Source organism: Pseudomonas sp. RL_5y_Pfl2_73, assembly GCF_963970515.1.
In the GTDB taxonomy this organism is placed as follows: domain Bacteria; phylum Pseudomonadota; class Gammaproteobacteria; order Pseudomonadales; family Pseudomonadaceae; genus Aquipseudomonas.
The window spans coordinates 23,797-42,877 of the sequence record NZ_CAXAPD010000038.1 but is presented as its reverse complement, the minus strand read 5'-3'; the positions used below and the strand labels follow the sequence as shown (position 1 = coordinate 42,877).

Annotated in this window: 11 protein-coding genes and 1 pseudogene; 9 read left to right on the top strand and 3 right to left on the bottom strand. The window is 61.0% G+C overall.

Annotated features, from left to right (window positions below):
• Both AACY42_RS25590 and AACY42_RS25585 read left to right on the top strand, forming a co-directional pair.
• The coding region (locus AACY42_RS25590) for a hypothetical protein (RefSeq protein ID WP_339483151.1) at positions 1-248 on the top strand (248 nt) is incomplete at its 5' end.
• Positions 202-966: a heparin lyase I family protein gene (locus tag AACY42_RS25585; protein WP_339483150.1), complete on the top strand. Its 765-nt coding sequence runs from the start codon at positions 202-204 to the stop codon at positions 964-966. The genes AACY42_RS25590 and AACY42_RS25585, both read left to right, overlap by 47 nt.
• A 128-nt stretch (positions 967-1,094) precedes the next feature.
• Here AACY42_RS25585 and putP read toward each other — a convergent pair whose 3' ends face one another.
• Complete coding sequence (putP, locus tag AACY42_RS25580; protein ID WP_339483149.1) at positions 1,095-2,579, bottom strand: sodium/proline symporter PutP; 1,485 nt, start codon at positions 2,577-2,579, stop codon at positions 1,095-1,097.
• Positions 2,580-3,039: 460 nt separating this feature from the next.
• Between putP and putA the strand changes: the two genes are divergently transcribed.
• Together putA and AACY42_RS25570 are read left to right on the top strand one after the other, a co-directional pair.
• Positions 3,040-6,993, top strand: a complete 3,954-nt coding sequence (putA, locus tag AACY42_RS25575; protein WP_339483147.1) for a trifunctional transcriptional regulator/proline dehydrogenase/L-glutamate gamma-semialdehyde dehydrogenase — start codon at positions 3,040-3,042, stop codon at positions 6,991-6,993.
• A 210-nt stretch (positions 6,994-7,203) separates the two neighbouring features.
• Positions 7,204-9,006: an acyl-CoA dehydrogenase gene (locus AACY42_RS25570; protein WP_339483145.1), complete on the top strand. Its 1,803-nt coding sequence runs from the start codon at positions 7,204-7,206 to the stop codon at positions 9,004-9,006.
• Between the two features lie 232 nt (positions 9,007-9,238).
• On the opposite strand, the gene AACY42_RS25565 is transcribed toward AACY42_RS25570, so the two are convergent.
• Both AACY42_RS25565 and AACY42_RS25560 read right to left on the bottom strand, forming a co-directional pair.
• Entirely contained in the window at positions 9,239-9,541 is a 303-nt protein-coding gene (locus tag AACY42_RS25565; RefSeq protein WP_339483143.1) for a cell division protein ZapA, read from the bottom strand.
• The gene (locus AACY42_RS25560) at positions 9,538-9,768 is read right to left on the bottom strand and encodes a hypothetical protein (protein ID WP_339483142.1); all 231 of its coding nucleotides are present in this window, start codon (positions 9,766-9,768) and stop codon (positions 9,538-9,540) included. The genes AACY42_RS25565 and AACY42_RS25560 overlap by 4 nt, the downstream gene beginning before the upstream one ends.
• A gap of 192 nt (positions 9,769-9,960) precedes the next feature.
• Between AACY42_RS25560 and AACY42_RS28855 the strand changes: the two are divergent.
• The 5 genes and pseudogenes from AACY42_RS28855 to selO all read left to right on the top strand — a co-directional run.
• Positions 9,961-10,749 (top strand): annotated as a pseudogene (locus AACY42_RS28855) (MCP four helix bundle domain-containing protein); the annotation flags it as partial.
• Between the two features lie 30 nt (positions 10,750-10,779).
• Positions 10,780-11,652 (top strand): methyl-accepting chemotaxis protein, encoded by an 873-nt coding sequence (locus AACY42_RS28850; protein ID WP_445261761.1) that lies wholly within the window; start codon positions 10,780-10,782, stop codon positions 11,650-11,652.
• 297 nt (positions 11,653-11,949) lie between these two features.
• Positions 11,950-13,692 carry a potassium/proton antiporter gene (locus tag AACY42_RS25550; RefSeq protein WP_339483139.1) on the top strand — a complete coding sequence of 581 codons (1,743 nt, stop codon included), beginning with the start codon at positions 11,950-11,952 and terminating at the stop codon, positions 13,690-13,692.
• Between the two features lie 34 nt (positions 13,693-13,726).
• Positions 13,727-17,086, top strand: a complete 3,360-nt coding sequence (gene mscK, locus AACY42_RS25545; protein WP_339483137.1) for a mechanosensitive channel MscK — start codon at positions 13,727-13,729, stop codon at positions 17,084-17,086.
• A 37-nt stretch (positions 17,087-17,123) separates the two neighbouring features.
• Positions 17,124-18,587, top strand: coding sequence for a protein adenylyltransferase SelO (gene selO, locus AACY42_RS25540; protein ID WP_339483155.1), 1,464 nt, complete (start codon positions 17,124-17,126; stop codon positions 18,585-18,587).
• Positions 18,588-19,081 lie beyond the last annotated feature (494 nt).

Genomic DNA, 19,081 nt, shown 5'->3' with positions numbered 1-19,081 from the left:
GCGCCTTGCTGCGCCCGGAAGGGCTGAAAAATGAAGAAAATGGATCAAATTTCGACGCGGGTCGTTTTTTGAAAAGTACTGACGGCTCGATAGCCGGAAAACATCCGGCTATTTCAGACCATCCCTACACGACACTTTGGCGCCAGAGGCAGCCGGTGTTCAGCAACTTTTTGTATCACCACAACTTTCAGGGCATTCGCCATGCGACCTTCTTTGATTACCACTGCACTGCTAGTGGTTCTTTTTGATATTTCCTCGTCCGCCGAGGCTCAGTTGATTTGGGATGGAGATGCCGCCAATCCTATTGGCAAAGAAAAAATATTTGCCAATGCCGTGACTGAATGCCCGGCGCCCTCCAGCATCACCGTGATAGACGACACGGCCCGAGGCAAATCCTGGTTATTCCATAAAGGCGCCGGCGAACCCCGCTGCGAAGCGCGCAATGTCAGGACCGGTTCCAATCACACGATCTATCGATTCGAAAAAGACAAAACCTACTTCATAGGCTGGTCATTCAAGCTGAATGACACCCAGAGCAATCATCACCCATTCCAATGGAAGTCCTATGAAACGGGACATCAACAAAACTATCCATTCCTGATGAATGCCAGGGACGGCAACTTGAATCTCTTCTATTACGGCACGCCAACCGAGACATCCGGCATTATCTGGAGCAAACCCATTGAGCCATTCAAATGGTATTGCCTTGTCCTGGCCATCCATACTTCCAACCAATCAAGCAACGGCTGGGCAGAGCTATGGTTCGACGCTCAAGCACAGACCTTCAACAACGGTCAGGAGCGCTTTTTCGGGAGAACCTGGGACGGCGCGAGCATAGGTGCGAACGAGCCTAAATGGGGTGTCTACAACAAACATCAGCCGGGTGTCATGGAGGATGTAGAAAACTATATTTCAGGTCTGAAGATAGGCACCACCTACAACGATGTGCAACAGGTATGTAACTGACACGCGCTACGAGGATCAGAGTTCGTATTGAGCCCATGCCACCCATGAAAAAACGGCCCGCCTCCATTGGAGACGGGCCGTTTTTCATGCAAACCCTCCTGCGAGCCATCGGGGGCTCGCTGAAGGCCTTACTGGTTCAGACGAAAATCTTTTTCCGCCGCGTCGAAGCGCTGCAGCATACCCGCGGTAGGCGAGCCCATCTTGCTGACGATGTAGATGGCCAGACTGGCGAAGATAAAGCCCGGGATGATTTCGTACAGACCCAGCAACGCGAAGTGCTTCCAGACGATCACGGTGATCGCACCCACCAGAATGCCGGCAAGCGCGCCATTGCGGGTCATGTTCTTCCAGATCACGGAGATCAGAACAACCGGACCGAAGGCGGCGCCAAAACCGGCCCAGGCGTAGCTCACCAGACCCAGCACACGGTTTTCCGGGTTAGCGGCCAGGGCGATAGCGACCAAGGCCACCAGCAGCACCATGGCGCGACCGACCCAGACCAGTTCCAGCTGGGAAGCGCTCTTACGCAGGAAGGTCTTGTAGAAGTCTTCGGTCAGGGAGCTGGAGCACACCAGCAACTGGCAGCTCAGGGTACTCATGACCGCCGCCAGGATGGCCGACAGCAACACACCGGCAACCCATGGGTTGAACAGGATCTTCGCCAGCTCGATGAACACCCGCTCAGGGTTCTCGGTCACCGGACCGGCCACGTCAGGGTGTGCCGAGAAGTAAGCGATACCGAAGAAGCCCACGGCCACGGTGCCGCCCAGGCAGAGGATCATCCACGCCATGGAGATGCGACGTGCCTTGGCGATCGACTTGACCGAATCAGCCGCCATGAAGCGCGCCAGGATGTGCGGTTGGCCGAAGTAGCCCAGGCCCCAACCCATCAGCGAGATCACGCCGATGAAGGTGGTGTTTTTCAGCATATCGAACGAAGTAGGATCTTTTGCTTCGATGGCCAGGAACGTAGTGTCCACACCACCGGTAGCCAGCAGCACGATGATCGGCGTGAGGATCAGCGCGAAGATCATCAGGGTGGCTTGTACGGTGTCGGTCCAGCTCACGGCCAGGAAACCACCGATGAAGGTGTAGGCGATGGTCGCCGCAGCGCCGGCCCACAGCGCCGTCTCGTAGGACAGGCCGAAGGTGCTTTCGAACAAACGGGCGCCGGCCACGATGCCGGAAGCGCAGTAGATGGTGAAGAACACCAGGATTACCACCGCCGAGATGATCCGCAGCATACCGCTCTTGTCTTCGAAACGACTGGAGAAGTAGTCCGGCAGAGTCAGTGCGTCACCGTTGTGCTCGGTCTGCACCCGCAGGCGACCGGCCACGAACAGCCAGTTCAGGTAGGCACCAACGATCAGGCCGACGGCGATCCAGCTTTCCGACAGGCCGGACATGTAGATGGCCCCCGGCAAACCCATCAACAACCAGCCGCTCATGTCGGAAGCACCGGCGGACAATGCCGTTACCACGCTGCCCAGGCTGCGACCGCCCAGGATGTAATCGGAAAGGTTGTTGGTGGAACGGTAAGCCATCAGACCGATCAGGACCATGGCTGCGATGTAGATCACGAAAGTGATCAAAGTGGGATTACTAACACTCATGAGTTACGCCCTGGCTTTGTTTTTATGTAGCGGTGGCCGTTGAAAGCGTCGTCAACGCAGACATTGTAGCGACGACTTACAGCCCCGCGAATTTATGACTGATGTTTCCCCAGGAAAGCCATCAGCCGATGCCCCTCGGTTTGAACCGGTTGCACCTTGGCCACGAATGCTATTCAACAAATCAAATAAGGTGCAACCAGTTTCGCTCGAATAAGTTGCACCTGATCGGTTTTATCGCAAAATCCGTGTTTTCGCTCCTTTTTAGTGCACTTTATAGCACTCAGATAGAAGCCGGCGCACCAAGCCGGTGCAGGATTAATAGTGCGGTATTTGCTTCCGGATGAACTGCCTGTCATTTCGAGAAAAAAAGGGTTGCACCCGGTTGCACCTCCATCATCGCGCAGCTAATCTTGCCGCCAGCTGATGCCACGCAATACGTGGTAAACATGAGGATAAAAATATGGCTACCACCACCCTTGGGGTCAAACTCGACGACCCGACCCGCGAACGCCTCAAGGCCGCCGCAACCTCGATTGATCGTACGCCGCACTGGCTGATCAAGCAGGCAATTTTCAATTACCTGGAAAAACTCGAGGGTGGTGCAACCCTGACCGAGCTGAACGGTTCACCTCGCACCGACGGCGACGATGCCGACGATGTGCAGGTCGACCATGCTCACCAATGCTTCCTCGAATTTGCCGAGAGCATCCTGCCGCAATCAGTCCTGCGCGCCTCCATCACCGCTGCTTACCGTCGCCCGGAATCTGAAGTGGTGCCGATGCTGATCGAGCAGGCCCGCCTGCCGGCGCAAATGGCCGAAGCCACCAACAAGCTGGCCGCCTCGATTGCGGAAAAACTGCGTAACCAGAAAAGTGCTGGCGGCCGTGCCGGTATCGTTCAGGGTTTGCTGCAGGAATTTTCCCTGTCGTCCCAGGAAGGCGTAGCGCTGATGTGCCTGGCCGAGGCGCTGCTGCGCATCCCGGACAAAGGCACCCGTGACGCCCTGATCCGCGACAAGATCAGCACCGGCAACTGGCAGCCGCACCTGGGCAACAGTCCGTCGCTGTTCGTCAACGCCGCTACCTGGGGCCTGCTGCTGACCGGCAAACTGGTCTCCACCCATAACGAAGCGGGCCTGACTTCTTCCCTGAGCCGCATCATTGGCAAAAGCGGCGAGCCGATGATCCGCAAGGGCGTCGACATGGCCATGCGCCTGATGGGCGAGCAGTTCGTCACTGGCGAAACCATCGCCGAGGCCCTGGCCAACGCCAGCAAGTTCGAATCCAAGGGCTTCCGCTATTCCTACGACATGTTGGGTGAAGCCGCGCTCACCGAACATGACGCCCAGAAGTACCTGGCCTCGTACGAACAAGCCATCCAGTCGATCGGTAAAGCGTCCCATGGCCGTGGGATTTATGAAGGCCCAGGCATTTCCATCAAATTGTCCGCCCTGCACCCGCGTTACAGCCGCGCCCAGTACGAGCGCGTCATGGAAGAGCTGTACCCGCGCTTGCTATCGTTGACCCTGCTGGCCAAGCAATACGACATCGGCCTGAACATCGACGCCGAAGAGGCCGACCGCCTCGAACTGTCGCTGGATCTGCTGGAGCGCCTGTGCTTCGAGCCGCAACTGACCGGCTGGAACGGTATCGGTTTCGTGATCCAGGCCTACCAGAAGCGTTGCCCGTACGTGATCGACTACGTCATCGACCTGGCCCGCCGCAGCCGCCACCGGTTGATGATTCGCCTGGTAAAAGGCGCGTACTGGGACAGCGAAATCAAGCGCGCCCAGGTCGAAGGCCTGGAAGGCTATCCGGTCTATACCCGCAAGGTGTACACCGACGTGTCCTACATCGCTTGCGCCCGCAAGTTGCTGTCGGTGCCGGAAGTCATCTACCCGCAATTCGCCACGCATAACGCCCATACCCTGGCCGCCATCTACCACATCGCCGGTCAGAACTATTACCCCGGTCAGTACGAATTCCAGTGCCTGCACGGCATGGGTGAACCACTGTACGAACAGGTCGTAGGCCAGGTTTCCGAAGGCAAGCTGAACCGTCCGTGCCGCGTGTACGCTCCGGTCGGCACCCACGAAACACTGCTGGCGTACCTGGTACGTCGCCTGCTGGAAAACGGCGCGAACACTTCGTTCGTCAACCGTATCGCCGACCACTCCATCTCGATCCAGGAGCTGGTGGCCGATCCAGTGGCCAGCATTGAACAAATGGCGACGCTGGAAGGTGGTTTCGGCCTGCCACACCCGCGCATCCCATTGCCGCGCGATTTGTATGGCAGCGACCGCGCCAACTCCAGCGGCATCGATCTGGCCAACGAACATCGGTTGGCTTCGTTGTCCTGCGCCCTGCTTGCCACTGCCCATAACGATTGGAAAGCCGTGCCGATGCTCGGCTGTGCCGCCAGCGAAGAAACCCCGGCCCCCGTACTGAACCCGTCCGATCACCGCGACGTGGTTGGCTATGTGCAGGAAGCCACAGTCGCCGACGTCGACAACGCCATCCAGTGCGCCCTCAACGCCGCACCGATCTGGCAAGCCACGCCACCGGCCGAACGCGCCGCGATCCTCGAGCGTGCCGCCGACCTGATGGAAGGCGAGATCCAGCCGCTGATGGGCCTGCTGGCTCGCGAAGCCGGCAAGACCTTCGCCAACGCCATTGCTGAAGTGCGTGAAGCCGTGGATTTCCTGCGCTACTACGCGGTGCAGGCCCGTAACGATTTCACCAACGATGCCCATCGCCCACTGGGTCCGGTGGTCTGCATTAGCCCGTGGAACTTCCCGCTGGCGATCTTCAGCGGCCAGGTTGCTGCTGCCCTGGCGGCCGGCAACCCGGTATTGGCCAAGCCCGCCGAGCAGACGCCATTGGTGGCGGCCCAGGCCGTGCGCCTGATGCTCGAAGCCGGCATTCCGGAAGGCGTGCTGCAATTGCTGCCGGGGCGCGGCGAAACCGTCGGTGCCCGCTTGGTGGGTGACGAGCGAGTCAAAGGCGTGATGTTCACTGGCTCCACCGAAGTCGCTCGCCTGCTGCAACGCAACATCGCCGGTCGCCTGGACAACCAGGGCCGTCCGATCCCCCTGATCGCCGAAACCGGCGGCCAGAACGCCATGATCGTCGACTCTTCGGCGCTGACCGAACAAGTGGTCATCGACGTGGTGTCCTCGGCCTTCGACAGTGCCGGGCAGCGTTGCTCGGCCCTGCGGGTCCTGTGCCTGCAGGAAGATTCCGCCGACCGCGTCATCGAAATGCTCAAGGGCGCCATGGCCGAATCGCGCCTCGGCAACCCTGAGCGTCTGTCCGTGGACATCGGCCCGGTGATCGACGCCGAAGCCAAGGCCGGTATCGAGAAACACATCCAGGCCATGCGCGACAAAGGTCGCACCGTGTACCAGATGGCGATCGCCGACAGCGACGAATGCAAGCGCGGCACCTTTGTCATGCCAACCCTGATCGAGCTGGAAAGCTTCGACGAACTGCAGCGCGAGATCTTCGGCCCGGTGCTGCACGTGGTGCGCTACAAGCGCAAGGAACTGGATCAGTTGATCAACCAGATCAACGCCTCCGGCTACGGCCTGACCCTGGGCGTGCACACGCGCATCGACGAGACCATCGCCAAGGTCATCGACAATGTGCATGCTGGCAACGTCTACGTGAACCGCAACATCGTCGGTGCCGTGGTCGGCGTGCAGCCGTTTGGCGGCGAAGGCCTGTCGGGCACAGGCCCCAAGGCCGGTGGTCCGTTGTACCTGTTCCGCCTGTTGTCGACACGTCCTACCGATGCGATCCAACAGTCCTTCGTCCGTGGCGATGCCCTGACGGCACCTGACGTGCGTTTGCGCGAGGCCATGGGTAAACCGCTGGCCACCCTGCAAGCCTGGGCCGACAGCCAGAAGCTCGCTGAACTGAGCGCCCTGTGCGTGCAGTTCGCAGCCCAGTCGCAAAGCGGTATTACCCGCCAGCTGACCGGCCCGACCGGCGAACGCAACAGCTACGCCATCCTGCCGCGCGAACACGTGTTGTGCCTGGCCGACGTGGAAGGCGACCTGCTGACGCAACTGGCGGCCGTACTGGCCGTGGGCGGCTCGGCCGTGTGGCCGGAAACCGACACCAGTAAGGCGTTGTTCACACGCCTGCCGAAAGACCTGCAGGCACGCATCCAGCGGGTGGCCGACTGGACCAAGGACGAGGTGTTGTTCGACGCGGTCCTGCACCACGGCGATTCGGATCAACTGCGCGGAGTCTGCCAGCAGGTGGCCAAGCGCACCGGCGCCATCGTCGGGGTCCATGGCCTGTCCCAGGGCGAAACCAGCGTGGCGCTGGAGCGCCTGGTGATCGAGCGGGCCTTGAGCGTCAACACCGCCGCGGCGGGCGGTAACGCCAGCTTGATGACTATCGGCTAAACCGCTGCAAACCAGGCACCTGCAATGGGTGCCTGGTAATCGAAATCCCTGTGGGAGCAAGGCTTGCTCCCACAAGGCTTGTCCCCACAGAGCCTGTCCCCACATTGGGATTAGCGTCACCCCCGCTCCTCCATCACCCAAATCAATCATCCTGTTCAGCCTCCATTCCCACGCTTAGACTCGGTCCATCCCAAAAAAAGGTAAGCCGCCATGTCCGAGACGCTGCTCAGTTCCCGCAATCTGGCTTTCGAGCTGTATGAAGTCCTTGATGCCGAGGGCCTGACCCAGCGTGCGCGGTTTGCCGAACACAATCGCGAGACCTTCGACGCCGCCATCGGTACGGCCCGCAGCATCGCCGAGAAATTTTTCGCGCCCCACAACCGCAAGAATGATGAAAACGAACCGCGCTACGAGAACGGCGAGGCGATTCTGATTCCCGAGGTAAAACCGGCGGTGGATGCCTTCCTCGAGGCAGGCTTTCTCAACGCTGCACGCAGCTTCGAGGCCGGCGGCATGCAACTGCCGACGTTGCTGTCCCAAGCCTGCTTCGCGCACTTCCAGTCGGCCAACGCCGCTTCGACCTCTTATCCGTTCCTGACCATGGGCGCGGCGAACCTGATCGAGAGCTTCGGCAGCGAGGAGCAAAAGCAACGCTTCCTGCAACCGATGATCGATGGCCGGTTCTACGGCACCATGGCCCTGACCGAGCCCCATGCAGGCTCTTCGCTGTCGGATATTCGTACGCGCGCGGAGCCTGCATCCGACGGCACCTATCGACTCAAAGGCAACAAGATCTTCATTTCTGGCGGCGATCATCCATTGTCGGAAAACATCGTGCACATGGTCCTGGCGAAACTGCCGGACGCGCCACCGGGCGTGAAGGGTATTTCGCTGTTTATCGTGCCCAAGTTCCTGGTCAACGACGACGGCAGCCTCGGCCCGCGTAACGACGTGCTGTTGGCCGGGCTGTTCCACAAGATGGGCTGGCGTGGCACCACCTCCACCGCACTGAACTTCGGCGACAACGGCGATTGTGTCGGTTACCTCGTAGGCAAACCGCACCACGGCCTGAGCTACATGTTCCAAATGATGAACGAGGCGCGAATCGGCGTCGGCATGGGCGCGGTGATGCTGGGTTACGCCGGCTACCTGTATTCCCTGGAATACGCCCGCGAACGCCCACAGGGCCGGGTTCCCGACAGCAAAGACCCGAGCACCGCCCCCGTGGCGATCATCCAGCACGCCGATGTGCGCCGCATGCTGCTGACCCAGAAGGCCTACGTTGAAGGTTCGTTTGACCTGGGGCTCTACGCTGCGCGGCTATTCGACGACACCACCACCCTGGAAAGCGAAGTCGAGCGCAGGCGCGCCCACGAACTGCTGGACCTGCTGACGCCCATCGTCAAATCCTGGCCCTCGGAGTTCTGCCTGAAAGCCAACGAGCTGGCGATCCAGATTCTGGGGGGGCACGGCTACACCCGTGAATACCCGGTGGAGCAGTATTACCGCGACAACCGTCTGAACCCGATCCATGAAGGCACCCACGGCATCCAGTCTCTGGACCTGCTGGGGCGAAAACTGGCGCAGAACAGCGGTGCCGGGCTCAAGCAATTGATCCGCCTGGTGGCCGACACCACTGAACGCGCCCAGGCGCACGCATCACTGACGCCGTTGCGCCAACCGCTGGAAGCGCTGGTGGCACGCCTGCAAACCGTCACCCTCGGCCTACTGACCGACCTGGCCCAGGGCAAAGTCAACAGCAGCCTCGCCAACTCGGCGCTGTACCTGAAGGTGTTTGGGCACATGGTGATCGGCTGGCGCTGGCTGGAACAGGCGATTCGTGCCGAGGAAGGCCTGGCCAAGGGGAATGCGGCGGATAGCGACTTCTATAATGGCAAGCTGCAAGCAGCGCGCTACTTCCTGACTTGGGAAGTACCGGGTTGCCATCATGAGCTGGCGATTCTCGAGGCGCGGGATGATACGTGCCAGGGGATGCGGGATGAGTGGTTCTGAGCCAGCGCTTGTGGTGGGCCTCAAATCCCATCGCGAGCAGGCTCGCTCCCACAGGGTTCCAAGTGAACACGACATCTGCGTTCACCACCATCCACTGTAGGAGCGGGTTTGCTCGCGAAAGCGGTATGTCAGTTGCAATTGATTTGCCTGATCCACCGCCTTCGCGAGCAAGTCGGATCGCCGCACCGCCGCTCCCACAATGAGATCACCATCAACCTTTGGTCCTTAGGTTTCAGGCCTGCTGAATGGTCTTGGCAATCACATCGACCGTGGCGCTGACTTGCTCTTGGTAACGGTCGAGTTCCGCTTGATGGTCTTTCTGCATTTCCATCTGCTGCGAACACAGGTTCATGGCCGCCAGCACCAACAGGCGATCACCGATCAGCGTCGGGTATTTCCTTTTCGTGTCGGCCAGTGCGGCCTTGAGCATGACAGCGGCGTCCAACAGGGCCTGTTCCTGGCCGGCCGGCGCTTTGATTGAATAGTCCTCTCCCAGGATCGAGATGACTGTCACCCCATCGGCGCCGTGCTTCATGCGCTGACAGGACCGGCGCTGGCGCGCTCGATCAAGGCCTGGATGCGGGCGGCGGTGGTGCCGTGCAGTTCTTCCTGCTCCATCAAGCTCAGCTGCAGGCTCTCGTTTTCATCCTTGACCCTGGCAAGTTCTGCGCCCAGGGTTTCGTTCAGGCCGGTGAGGTGACGGTTCTGTTGCACCAGGTCATTGACCAGTTGCTCCAGTTGACTGAGGGATGTTTCCAACATATTGATTTCCAGCCGTTTTCAAGGGGCGCGTACGATAAAGAAAAGTCACTGCCAATACCACGTTTTACGGGGTAGCAGGGCTTTCCGGCGAGTTTTAGAGACTGCGAATGGGGAATCTGGTTCCGCCCCTTCGTCGCACCGCAGCCTTTGCTCTGCGACAAAACCACGCCTGTCACTCAAGACTTTAGTCGTATGACCGATAAGTCAGGGAACAGCTGTCATAGCCCCGCACGGATGCGCCTCCTTCCGGAATTTTCCATGTCCCTACGTAATATGAACATCGCGCCGCGGGCGTTCCTGGGGTTTGCCCTGATCGGTGCCCTGATGCTGGCCCTGGGGGTGTTTGCCCTGACCCAGATGAGCACCATTCGTGCATCCGGCAAGAGCATCGCCGAGAACACCGTGCCCAGCATCAAGGCCCTGGATGAGTTCACCCAGCTCACCCTGCGCCTGCGGGTGCTCTCCTATCGCTTGCTGACCAACCGCGAACCGGACGTCCAGCAGAAAACCTACGATCTGTTCGAGCAACGCAACCAGCAAATCCGCGCGGCCCAGGCGGCCTATGAAAAACTGATCAGCACCCCGGAAGAACGGGCCACCTACGATCAATACGTGCAACTGCTGGGGCAATACCGTCAGCTCGAAGAGCGGATGAAAAACCTGTCGCGCAACAATCAGATTGAAGATCTGCGGGCTCTGCTCAACACCGAACTGTTGAGCAACTCCGAAGCCATCAACGGGGTACTCGGGCGCCTGCTGGAGATCAATAACCAGCAAGCCGACGCTTTCAATCAGGGTGCAGAGCAACACTATTCAAGAGCCTTCAATTTGGTTGTCACACTCCTGGTTGTCGCCACCGGCCTGACCTTGCTGTTCGCCTGGCTGCTGACCAACAGCATCACCAAGCCGATTGCCAACGCCCTGGACGCCGCCGAAGAAATCGCCAAGGGCAACCTGACCCGCCCGATTGCGGCCGATGGCGACGACGAAGCCGGTCGTCTGCTGCGGGCGATGTCGACCATGCAGGAAAAACTGCGCGACACCTTGCAACGGATCTCAGGCTCAGCCACGCAACTGGCCTCTGCCGCCGAAGAACTCAACAGTGTCACCGACGAAAGCGCCCGTGGCCTGACCCAGCAGAACAACGAAATCGAGCAGGCCGCCACCGCGGTCAACGAGATGACCAGCGCCGTGGAAGAAGTCGCGCGCAATGCAGTCAGCACCTCCGAAGCGTCGAAAGACGCCACCGCGTCCGCTGGCGATGGCCGCGAACTGGTGCAGGAAACCGTCAGTGCCATCGAACGCATGAGCGCCGATGTGCAGGGCACCGCCACATTGATCGGCAACCTGGCCAATGAGTCCCGTGACATCGGCAAGGTGCTGGACGTGATCCGCGGCTTGGCCGACCAGACCAACCTGCTGGCGCTCAACGCCGCCATCGAAGCCGCCCGTGCCGGTGAGGCCGGTCGCGGCTTTGCCGTGGTCGCCGACGAAGTGCGCGCCCTGGCCCACCGTACCCAGCAGTCGACCAGCGAGATCGAGCGCATGATCGGCAGCATCCAGAGCGGCACCGAACACGCCGTGGATTCGATGCGCAACAGCACCGAGCGTGCGGAGTCGACGCTGAACATCGCCCGCGGTGCCGGCATGTCCCTGGACACGATCAACACCGCCATCGTCGAGATCAACGAACGCAACCTGGTGATCGCCAGCGCCGCCGAAGAGCAGGCCCAGGTGGCCCGTGAAGTGGACCGCAACCTGGTGAACATCCGCGACCTGTCGGTGCAATCGGCCACCGGCGCCAACCAGACCACCGCCGCCAGTGCCGAACTGTCGCGCCTGGCCGTGGACCTGAGTAGCATGGTTGGGCGGTTCAGCCTTTAACCCTCCAGCGTTTATGGCCAGAGATTGCTCCCGCGGGGCTCTGTAGGAGCTGGCGAAGCCTGCGATCTTTTGATCTTGATCTTTCGCTCTGGACTCAATTGGCTGTGGAACGATCGCAGCCTCGTTGCACTCGACAGCGCCTACAAGGGCGAGCGGGAACAACGGTATTGCTGCCGCGCTTGTCCCCCAATCCAAAACCTTTTTTGACAGCATCACATTTCAACAGGTTAGAATCGCTGGCACGCAGACTGCATGGTCAATCTGTGCCCGCCCTTCAGTTTTACCGGAGTAACGCCTTTGACTGCGACGACCATCAACAGCCTGTTCTTGATCGGCGCGTTGCTGGTAGGTGCGAGCATCCTGGTGAGTTCTCTTTCGTCGCGCCTGGGCATCCCGATCCTGGTGATCATCCTGGCCGTGGGCATGGCGGCCGGTGTCGACGGCGCCGGTATTCTTTTCGATAACTACGCCACGGCCTACCTGGTCGGCAACCTCGCATTGGCGGTCATCCTGCTCGACGGCGGCTTACGCACCCGGGTGTCGAGTTTTCGCGTTGCGCTGTGGCCAGCGTTGTCGCTGGCCACAGTCGGTGTATTGATCACCACCGGGCTGACCGGCCTGGCGGCGGCGTGGCTGTTCAACCTGAACCTGATGCAGGGTCTGCTGATCGGCGCCATCGTCGGCTCCACCGATGCCGCGGCAGTGTTTTCGCTGCTGGGTGGCAAGGGCCTGAATGAGCGGGTCAGCGCCACCCTCGAGATCGAGTCCGGCAGCAACGACCCCATGGCGGTATTCCTGACCGTCACCCTGATCGGCATGCTCGCCAGTGGCGAAACCGGCCTGCATTGGAGCCTGGTGGGGCATCTGGTGCGCGAGTTTGGCATCGGCGCGGTGGTCGGCCTGGGCGGCGGCTGGCTGATGCTGCAACTGGTCAATCGCATCAACCTGGCCAACGGCCTGTACCCGATCCTGGTCATCAGCGGCGGCTTGGCGGTATTTGCCTTGACCAACGCCCTGCACGGCAGTGGCTTCCTCGCGGTGTACCTGTGCGGCCTGGTGATCGGCAACCGTCCAGTGCGCAGCCGCCACGGTATCCTGCATATGCTCGATGGCATGGCCTGGCTGGCACAGATCGGCATGTTCCTGGTACTGGGGTTGCTGGTCACGCCCCACGACCTGCTGCCCATCGCCCTGCCCGCCCTGGGCCTGGCATTGTGGATGATCCTGTTTGCGCGCCCGTTGTCGGTCGTGGTCGGCCTGCTGCCGTTCAAGGCGTTCCACGGTCGCGAAAAAGTGTTTATCTCCTGGGTCGGCCTGCGCGGCGCGGTGCCGATCATCCTCGCAGTGTTCCCGTTGATGGCCGGGCTGCCCCACGCCCAGCTCTATTTCAACCTGGCGTTCTTTATCGTGCTGGTCTCGCTGCTGGTGCAGGGCACCAGCCTGCCGTGGGTTGCCAAGTTGCTGCACGTGACCGTCCCGCCCGAGCCGTTGCCCATTTCCCGGGCGGCCCTGGAAGTCCACGTCACCAGCGAGTGGGAGTTGTTCATCTATCGCCTGGGCGCGGAAAAATGGTGCATCGGCTCGCCCCTGCGGGACCTGAAAATGCCCGAAGGCACACGCATCGCCGCCCTGTTTCGGGGCCAGCAACTGCTCCATCCGTCGGGTAGTACCGTGCTGGAAGTCGATGATTTGCTGTGTGTTATCGGCCACGAACACAATTTGCCGGCCCTTGGAAAACTGTTCAGCCAGGCGCCACAACGGGGCCTGGATTTGCGCTTCTTCGGCGACTTCGTACTCGAAGGAGACGCCCAGCTGGCCGCGGTTGCGGCGCTGTACGGACTGAAACTGGACGGCATTGATCCGGACATGTCCCTGGGCCGCTTCATTGCCCAAAAAGTCGGCGGTGCGCCAGTGGTCGGCGACCAAGTGGATTGGAACAACACCCTGTGGACCGTCGCGGTCATGGACGGGAACAAGATCGCCAAAGTGGGCGTCAGATTCCCCGAAGGAAGTCGCCCGGGTCCCGGCTTGTTCCTCTAAACTGCTCCCACTCTCACTTGCTCGACCGGTCTTTATGCCTACCCTGCGCTCCTTTTTCGCCATCGCCCTGCTGGGCCTGAGTCTCTCTGTCTGCACACTGCACGCCGCTGACCTTCCCGCCAGCGCTTCAGTGCAGGCCAGCCTGGACAAAATCGCCGACCGCAAACTGCCGGAAGCCGAGCAGAAAGCCCTGCAGGCTGTCTTGCAGAACACGCTGACTCAGCTCAGTAACAAGGCCGACTACGAGCAGAAGCTGCAGGCGCTCAAACAGCAGCTGGCCACGGCCCCCAAGCAAAACATCGAGAACCAGCGCGAACTGGCGCGACTCAAGGGCACCGCGGTGGTACCAGTGGCACAACGCTACGCCAACCTGCCGATTCCCCAGCTCGAGCAAATGCTCACGGACCGCTCCACCCAGCAGGGCGACCTGCAAAAAGCCCTGGCCGACGCCAACAGCCTGATCATCACTGCCCAAACCCGCCCCGAGCGGGCCCAGGCAGAGATCTCCAACAGCCAGAGCCGCATCCAGCAGATCAACGCCACCCTGAAGACCGGTAAGGACGCCGGCAAGACCCTGAGCGGCGAACAACGCGACCTGCTCAACGCCGAGCTGGCAGCGCTCAATGCGTTGATTCCGCTGCGCCGCCAGGAGCTGGCCGGCAACAGCCAACTGCAGGACCTGGGCAACGGTCAGCACGATTTTCTGGTGGAAAAAATTGCGCGCACGGAGCAGGAAATCCAAGACCTGCAAAACCTGATCAACCAGAAACGCCTGGCCCAGTCCCAGGAGACGGTGACCCAGCAGTCCATCGAAGCCCAGAAGGCCGGTGGCAGCAGCCTGCTGGCAACCGAAAGCACGGCCAACCTGAAGCTCTCCGACTACCTGCTCAAGAGCACCGACCGCCTTAACGAAGTCACCCAGCAGAACCTGCAAACCAAGCAATTGTTGGACAGCGTCACCCAGACCGACGCTGCCCTGGACGAGCAGATCAACGTACTCAAGGGCAGCCTGCTGCTCTCCAAGATCCTCTACAAGCAACGCCAGACCCTGCCGCGCCTGAAGCTGGACCAGAACCTCGCCGACCAGATCGCCGACATTCGCCTGTACCAGTTCGAAGTCAGCCAACAGCGCGAGCTGCTGAACAATCCAAGCGCCTATGTCGACAGCCTGCTGGCCTCCCAACCGTCGGAGCAGGTCACACCGCAACTGCGCAAGACCCTGCTGGACCTCGCCCTGACCCGCGTCGACCTGCTGGAACGCCTGAACCGCGAATTGAGCGCGGTGCTCAACGAATCCATCACCTTGCAGCTCAACCAGAAACAACTGCTCAGCACCGCCCAGAACCTGCGAGCGACCCTCGAAGAGCAGATGTTCTGGATTCCCAGCAACAAGCCGCTGGATTTCGACTGGATGCGCGGCGCACCGATTCGCCTGGAGAAACAGATCGACTCACTGCCCTGGGCATCGAGTCTCAGTGAGCTGGCCGATGGCCTGACTCAACGGCCACTGCTGTTCTTGCCCCTGGCGCTGCTGATCGGTGCGCTACTGTGGCGGCGCAAGAGCCTTTATGCCCGCTTGAACAAGGTTCACCAGGACGTCGGTCACTTCAAGCGCGACAGCCAGTGGCACACGCCCCAGGCGATCCTGATCAATATCCTGTTGGCGATGCCAGTGGCACTGGCGCTGACCCTATGCGGCTATGCCCTGCAGATCGACGCCCGCGGCCAGAACGCCAACCTCGGTGCGGCGCTGCTACAGATCGGCCAGGCCTGGCTGGTGTTCTACACCGCCTATCGGGTGCTGGCGCCGGGCGGCGTGGCCGAGTTGCATTTCCGTTGGGAGAAACCCCAGGTCGAGTTCCTCCAAGGCTGGATCCGCCGACTGGGGCTGGTGGTGTTGGCGTTGGTGGCCGTGGTAGCCGTGGCCGAGTTGCAACCTTCGAGCCTGGCCGATGACGTGCTCGGCATGCCGGTGGTACTGACCTGCTACGCGCTGATGGCGTGGTTGCTCAGCCGCCTGTTGCTCAGCAGCCCGACACACAAGAACACCTCGCTGTTTCGCAAGGCGGTCGGGGTGATGTTCACCGCCCTGCCGATCGCGTTGTTCGTGGCGGTCTGCTTTGGCTACTACTACACCGCGCTGAAACTCAGCGATCGGCTGATCAACACCCTGTACCTGCTGATGTTCTGGCTGGTGATCGAGGCCACCTTCGTGCGCGGCCTGTCCGTCGCGGCGCGGCGCCTGGCCTACCAGCGCGCCCTGGCCAAGCGTCAGGCGGCCAAAGAGGCCGGCGACGGCGAAGCGGTGATCGAAGAGCCAACGCTGGACATCGAAAAGGTCAACGAACAATCCCTGCGCCTGATTCGCCTGGCGTTGCTCGGCGGTTTCATCGCGGCGCTGTACTGGGTCTGGTCGGACCTGATCAGCGTGTTCTCCTACCTGGACAACATCACCCTCTATGAGTACACCAGCGGCACCGGCGCCGCCATGAGCATGGTACCGATCAGCATCGGCGACATGCTCGGGGCGCTGATCATCATCGGCATCACCTTCGCCCTGGCACGCAACCTGCCGGGCCTGTTGGAAGTGCTCGTGCTGGCGAAACTGAACCTGGCCCAGGGCAGTGCCTATGCCACCACCACGCTGCTGTCCTACGTCATCGCCGGCGTCGGCTTCGTCACCACCCTGTCCACCCTGGGCGTGAGCTGGGACAAGCTGCAATGGCTGGTGGCCGCCCTGTCGGTGGGCCTGGGCTTCGGCATGCAGGAAATCTTCGCCAACTTCATCTCCGGGATCATGATCCTGTTCGAGCGACCGGTGCGGATCGGCGACACCATCACCATCGGCAACCTGTCGGGCACGGTCAGCAAGATCCGTATCCGCGCCACCACCATCACCGACTTCGACCGCAAGGACATCATCGTCCCGAACAAGACCTTCATCACCGGGCAATTGATCAACTGGTCGCTGACCGATACCGTGACACGGGTAACCCTTAAGGTAGGTGTCGACTATGGGTCGGACCTTGACCTGGTCAAGGAGTTGCTGCTCAAGGGCGCCCGGGGAAATCCACGGGTGTTGAAGGAGCCGGAACCACTGGTGTACTTCCTGAATTTCGGGGAAAGCACCTTGGACCACGAGCTGCGCATGCATGTGCGTGACCTGGGCGACCGCAACCCTGTACTGGACGAGGTCAACCGGTTCATCAGCCGCGAATTCAAAAAGCACAACATCAGCATCGCATTCCGGCAGTTGGAGGTCTCCTTGAAAAACGCTCAGGGCCTGGAATACAAACTGGTGCCAGTCTTGCCGCAAGACACGACGACGCCCGAGCCTCCCCTCACGCCAGGGCCCAAGTCCTTGCCAGAGCCGCCGGCAGCCACCCTCGACTGATCGCGCCATGCCTGAACGCATCGCGCCGGAGACGGCCATGAAAACGCTGGAAACCTTGACCTTCGATAACCGCTTCGCCCGCCTGGGCGACGGCTTATCGACCCACGTGCTGCCCGAGCCCATCGACAATCCGCGGCTGGTGGTCGCCAGCCCAGCCGCCATGGCGCTGCTGGACCTGGACCCGGCCGAAGCCGAAACACCGCTGTTTGCCGAGATCTTTGGCGGCCACAAGCTGTGGGCTGAAACCGAGCCCCGGGCGATGGTGTATTCAGGGCATCAGTTCGGTCACTACAACCCGCAATTGGGCGACGGCCGCGGGTTGCTGCTGGGCGAGGTGTACAACGAGGCCGGCGAGCACTGGGACCTGCATCTCAAGGGCGCCGGCCAGACGCCGTTCTCACGGATGGGTGACGGGCGCGCGGTGCTGCGTTCATCGATCCGCGAGTTCCTCGCTTCCGAAGCCCTGCATGCCCTGGGCATCCCCACCACCCGCGCCTTGTGCGTGATCGGCTCGGACACCCCAGTGTGGCGCGAAAAGCAGGAGCGCGCCGCCATGGTGCTGCGCCTGGCGCCTAGCCACGTGCGCTTCGGGCATTTCGAATATTTCTACTACACCAAGAAACCCGAACTGCATGCAGCCCTTGCCGAGCACGTGTTGAACCTGCATTTCGCCGAGTGCCGTGAGCAACCGGAACCATACCTGGCGATGTTCCGCGAAATCGTCGAGCGCAACACCGAGCTGATTGCCAAATGGCAGGCCTACGGTTTCTGTCACGGCGTGATGAACACCGACAACATGTCGATTCTGGGCATCACCTTCGACTTCGGGCCGTTCGCCTTCCTCGACGACTTCGACGCCAACTTCATCTGCAACCACTCCGATGACCAGGGCCGCTACTCCTTCAGCAACCAGGTGCCCATCGGCCAGTGGAACCTCAGCGCCCTGGCCCAGGCCCTGACGCCGTTCATCAGCGTCGAAGCCCTGCGCGAAACCCTCGGCTTGTACTTGCCGCTGTACCAGGCCCACTACCTGGACCTGATGCGCCGCCGCCTCGGCCTGACCAGCGCCGAGGAGGATGACCAGAAACTGCTGGAGCGCCTGCTGCAACTGATGCAGAACAGCGGCGTCGACTACAGCCTGTTCTTCCGCCGACTGGGCGATCAAGCCCCCGCGCAAGCCGTCGCCACCCTGCGCGATGACTTCGTCGATCTCAAGGGTTTCGATGCCTGGGGCGAGCTGTATGTCGCCCGCGTCAACCGCGAAGGCGCCGTCGATCAAGACCAGCGTCGCGCCCGCATGCACGCCGTCAACCCGCTGTACGTGCTGCGCAACTACCTGGCGCAGAAAGCCATCGACGCTGCCGAATCCGGTGACTACGAAGAAGTCCGCCGCCTGCACACCGTGTTGAGCAAGCCGTTCGAAGAACAACCAAGCATGGACAGCTACGCACAACGCCCGCCGGAGTGGGGCAAGCATCTGGAGATCAGTTGCTCGTCGTAACCCTTCCTCGCCGCAGGTTCGGGGTTGCCTGGGAGAAAGTCATCGCGAGCAAGCTCGCTCCCACAGGGGTTGGGTGTTGCCGCAAATATCGCGATCACACAGCCACCCTTGTGGGAGCGAGCTTGCTCGCGATGGCGATCTTCAATTCACCACATGAAGCCAATCCACTCCCCTTGACGATCACCGCGTTTATTTCGATGTAGGACCATTCAGGAGCAGGCTACGCCGCCTTGCGCCATTGCCTACAACTACGCCAGAATCCGCCGGCTTGTGCGCCTTGGGGTCGGGCTTTATCGTTTTCCCCGTCGCTGAAAATCAGCGATCGGGTTTAGCGATCCGACTCAACACAGACGCAACAATGCCCAGTCTCGATTGCAGTCTTTTACGTCTGCAACTCGCTTAATGGTGGCTGTGCGTGGGAGACCTTCTGGTCTACCCGGGGTTTCTGTGACCCGGATCGCTAACCTGCGTACAGCCGCCACCTTTACTTGTTT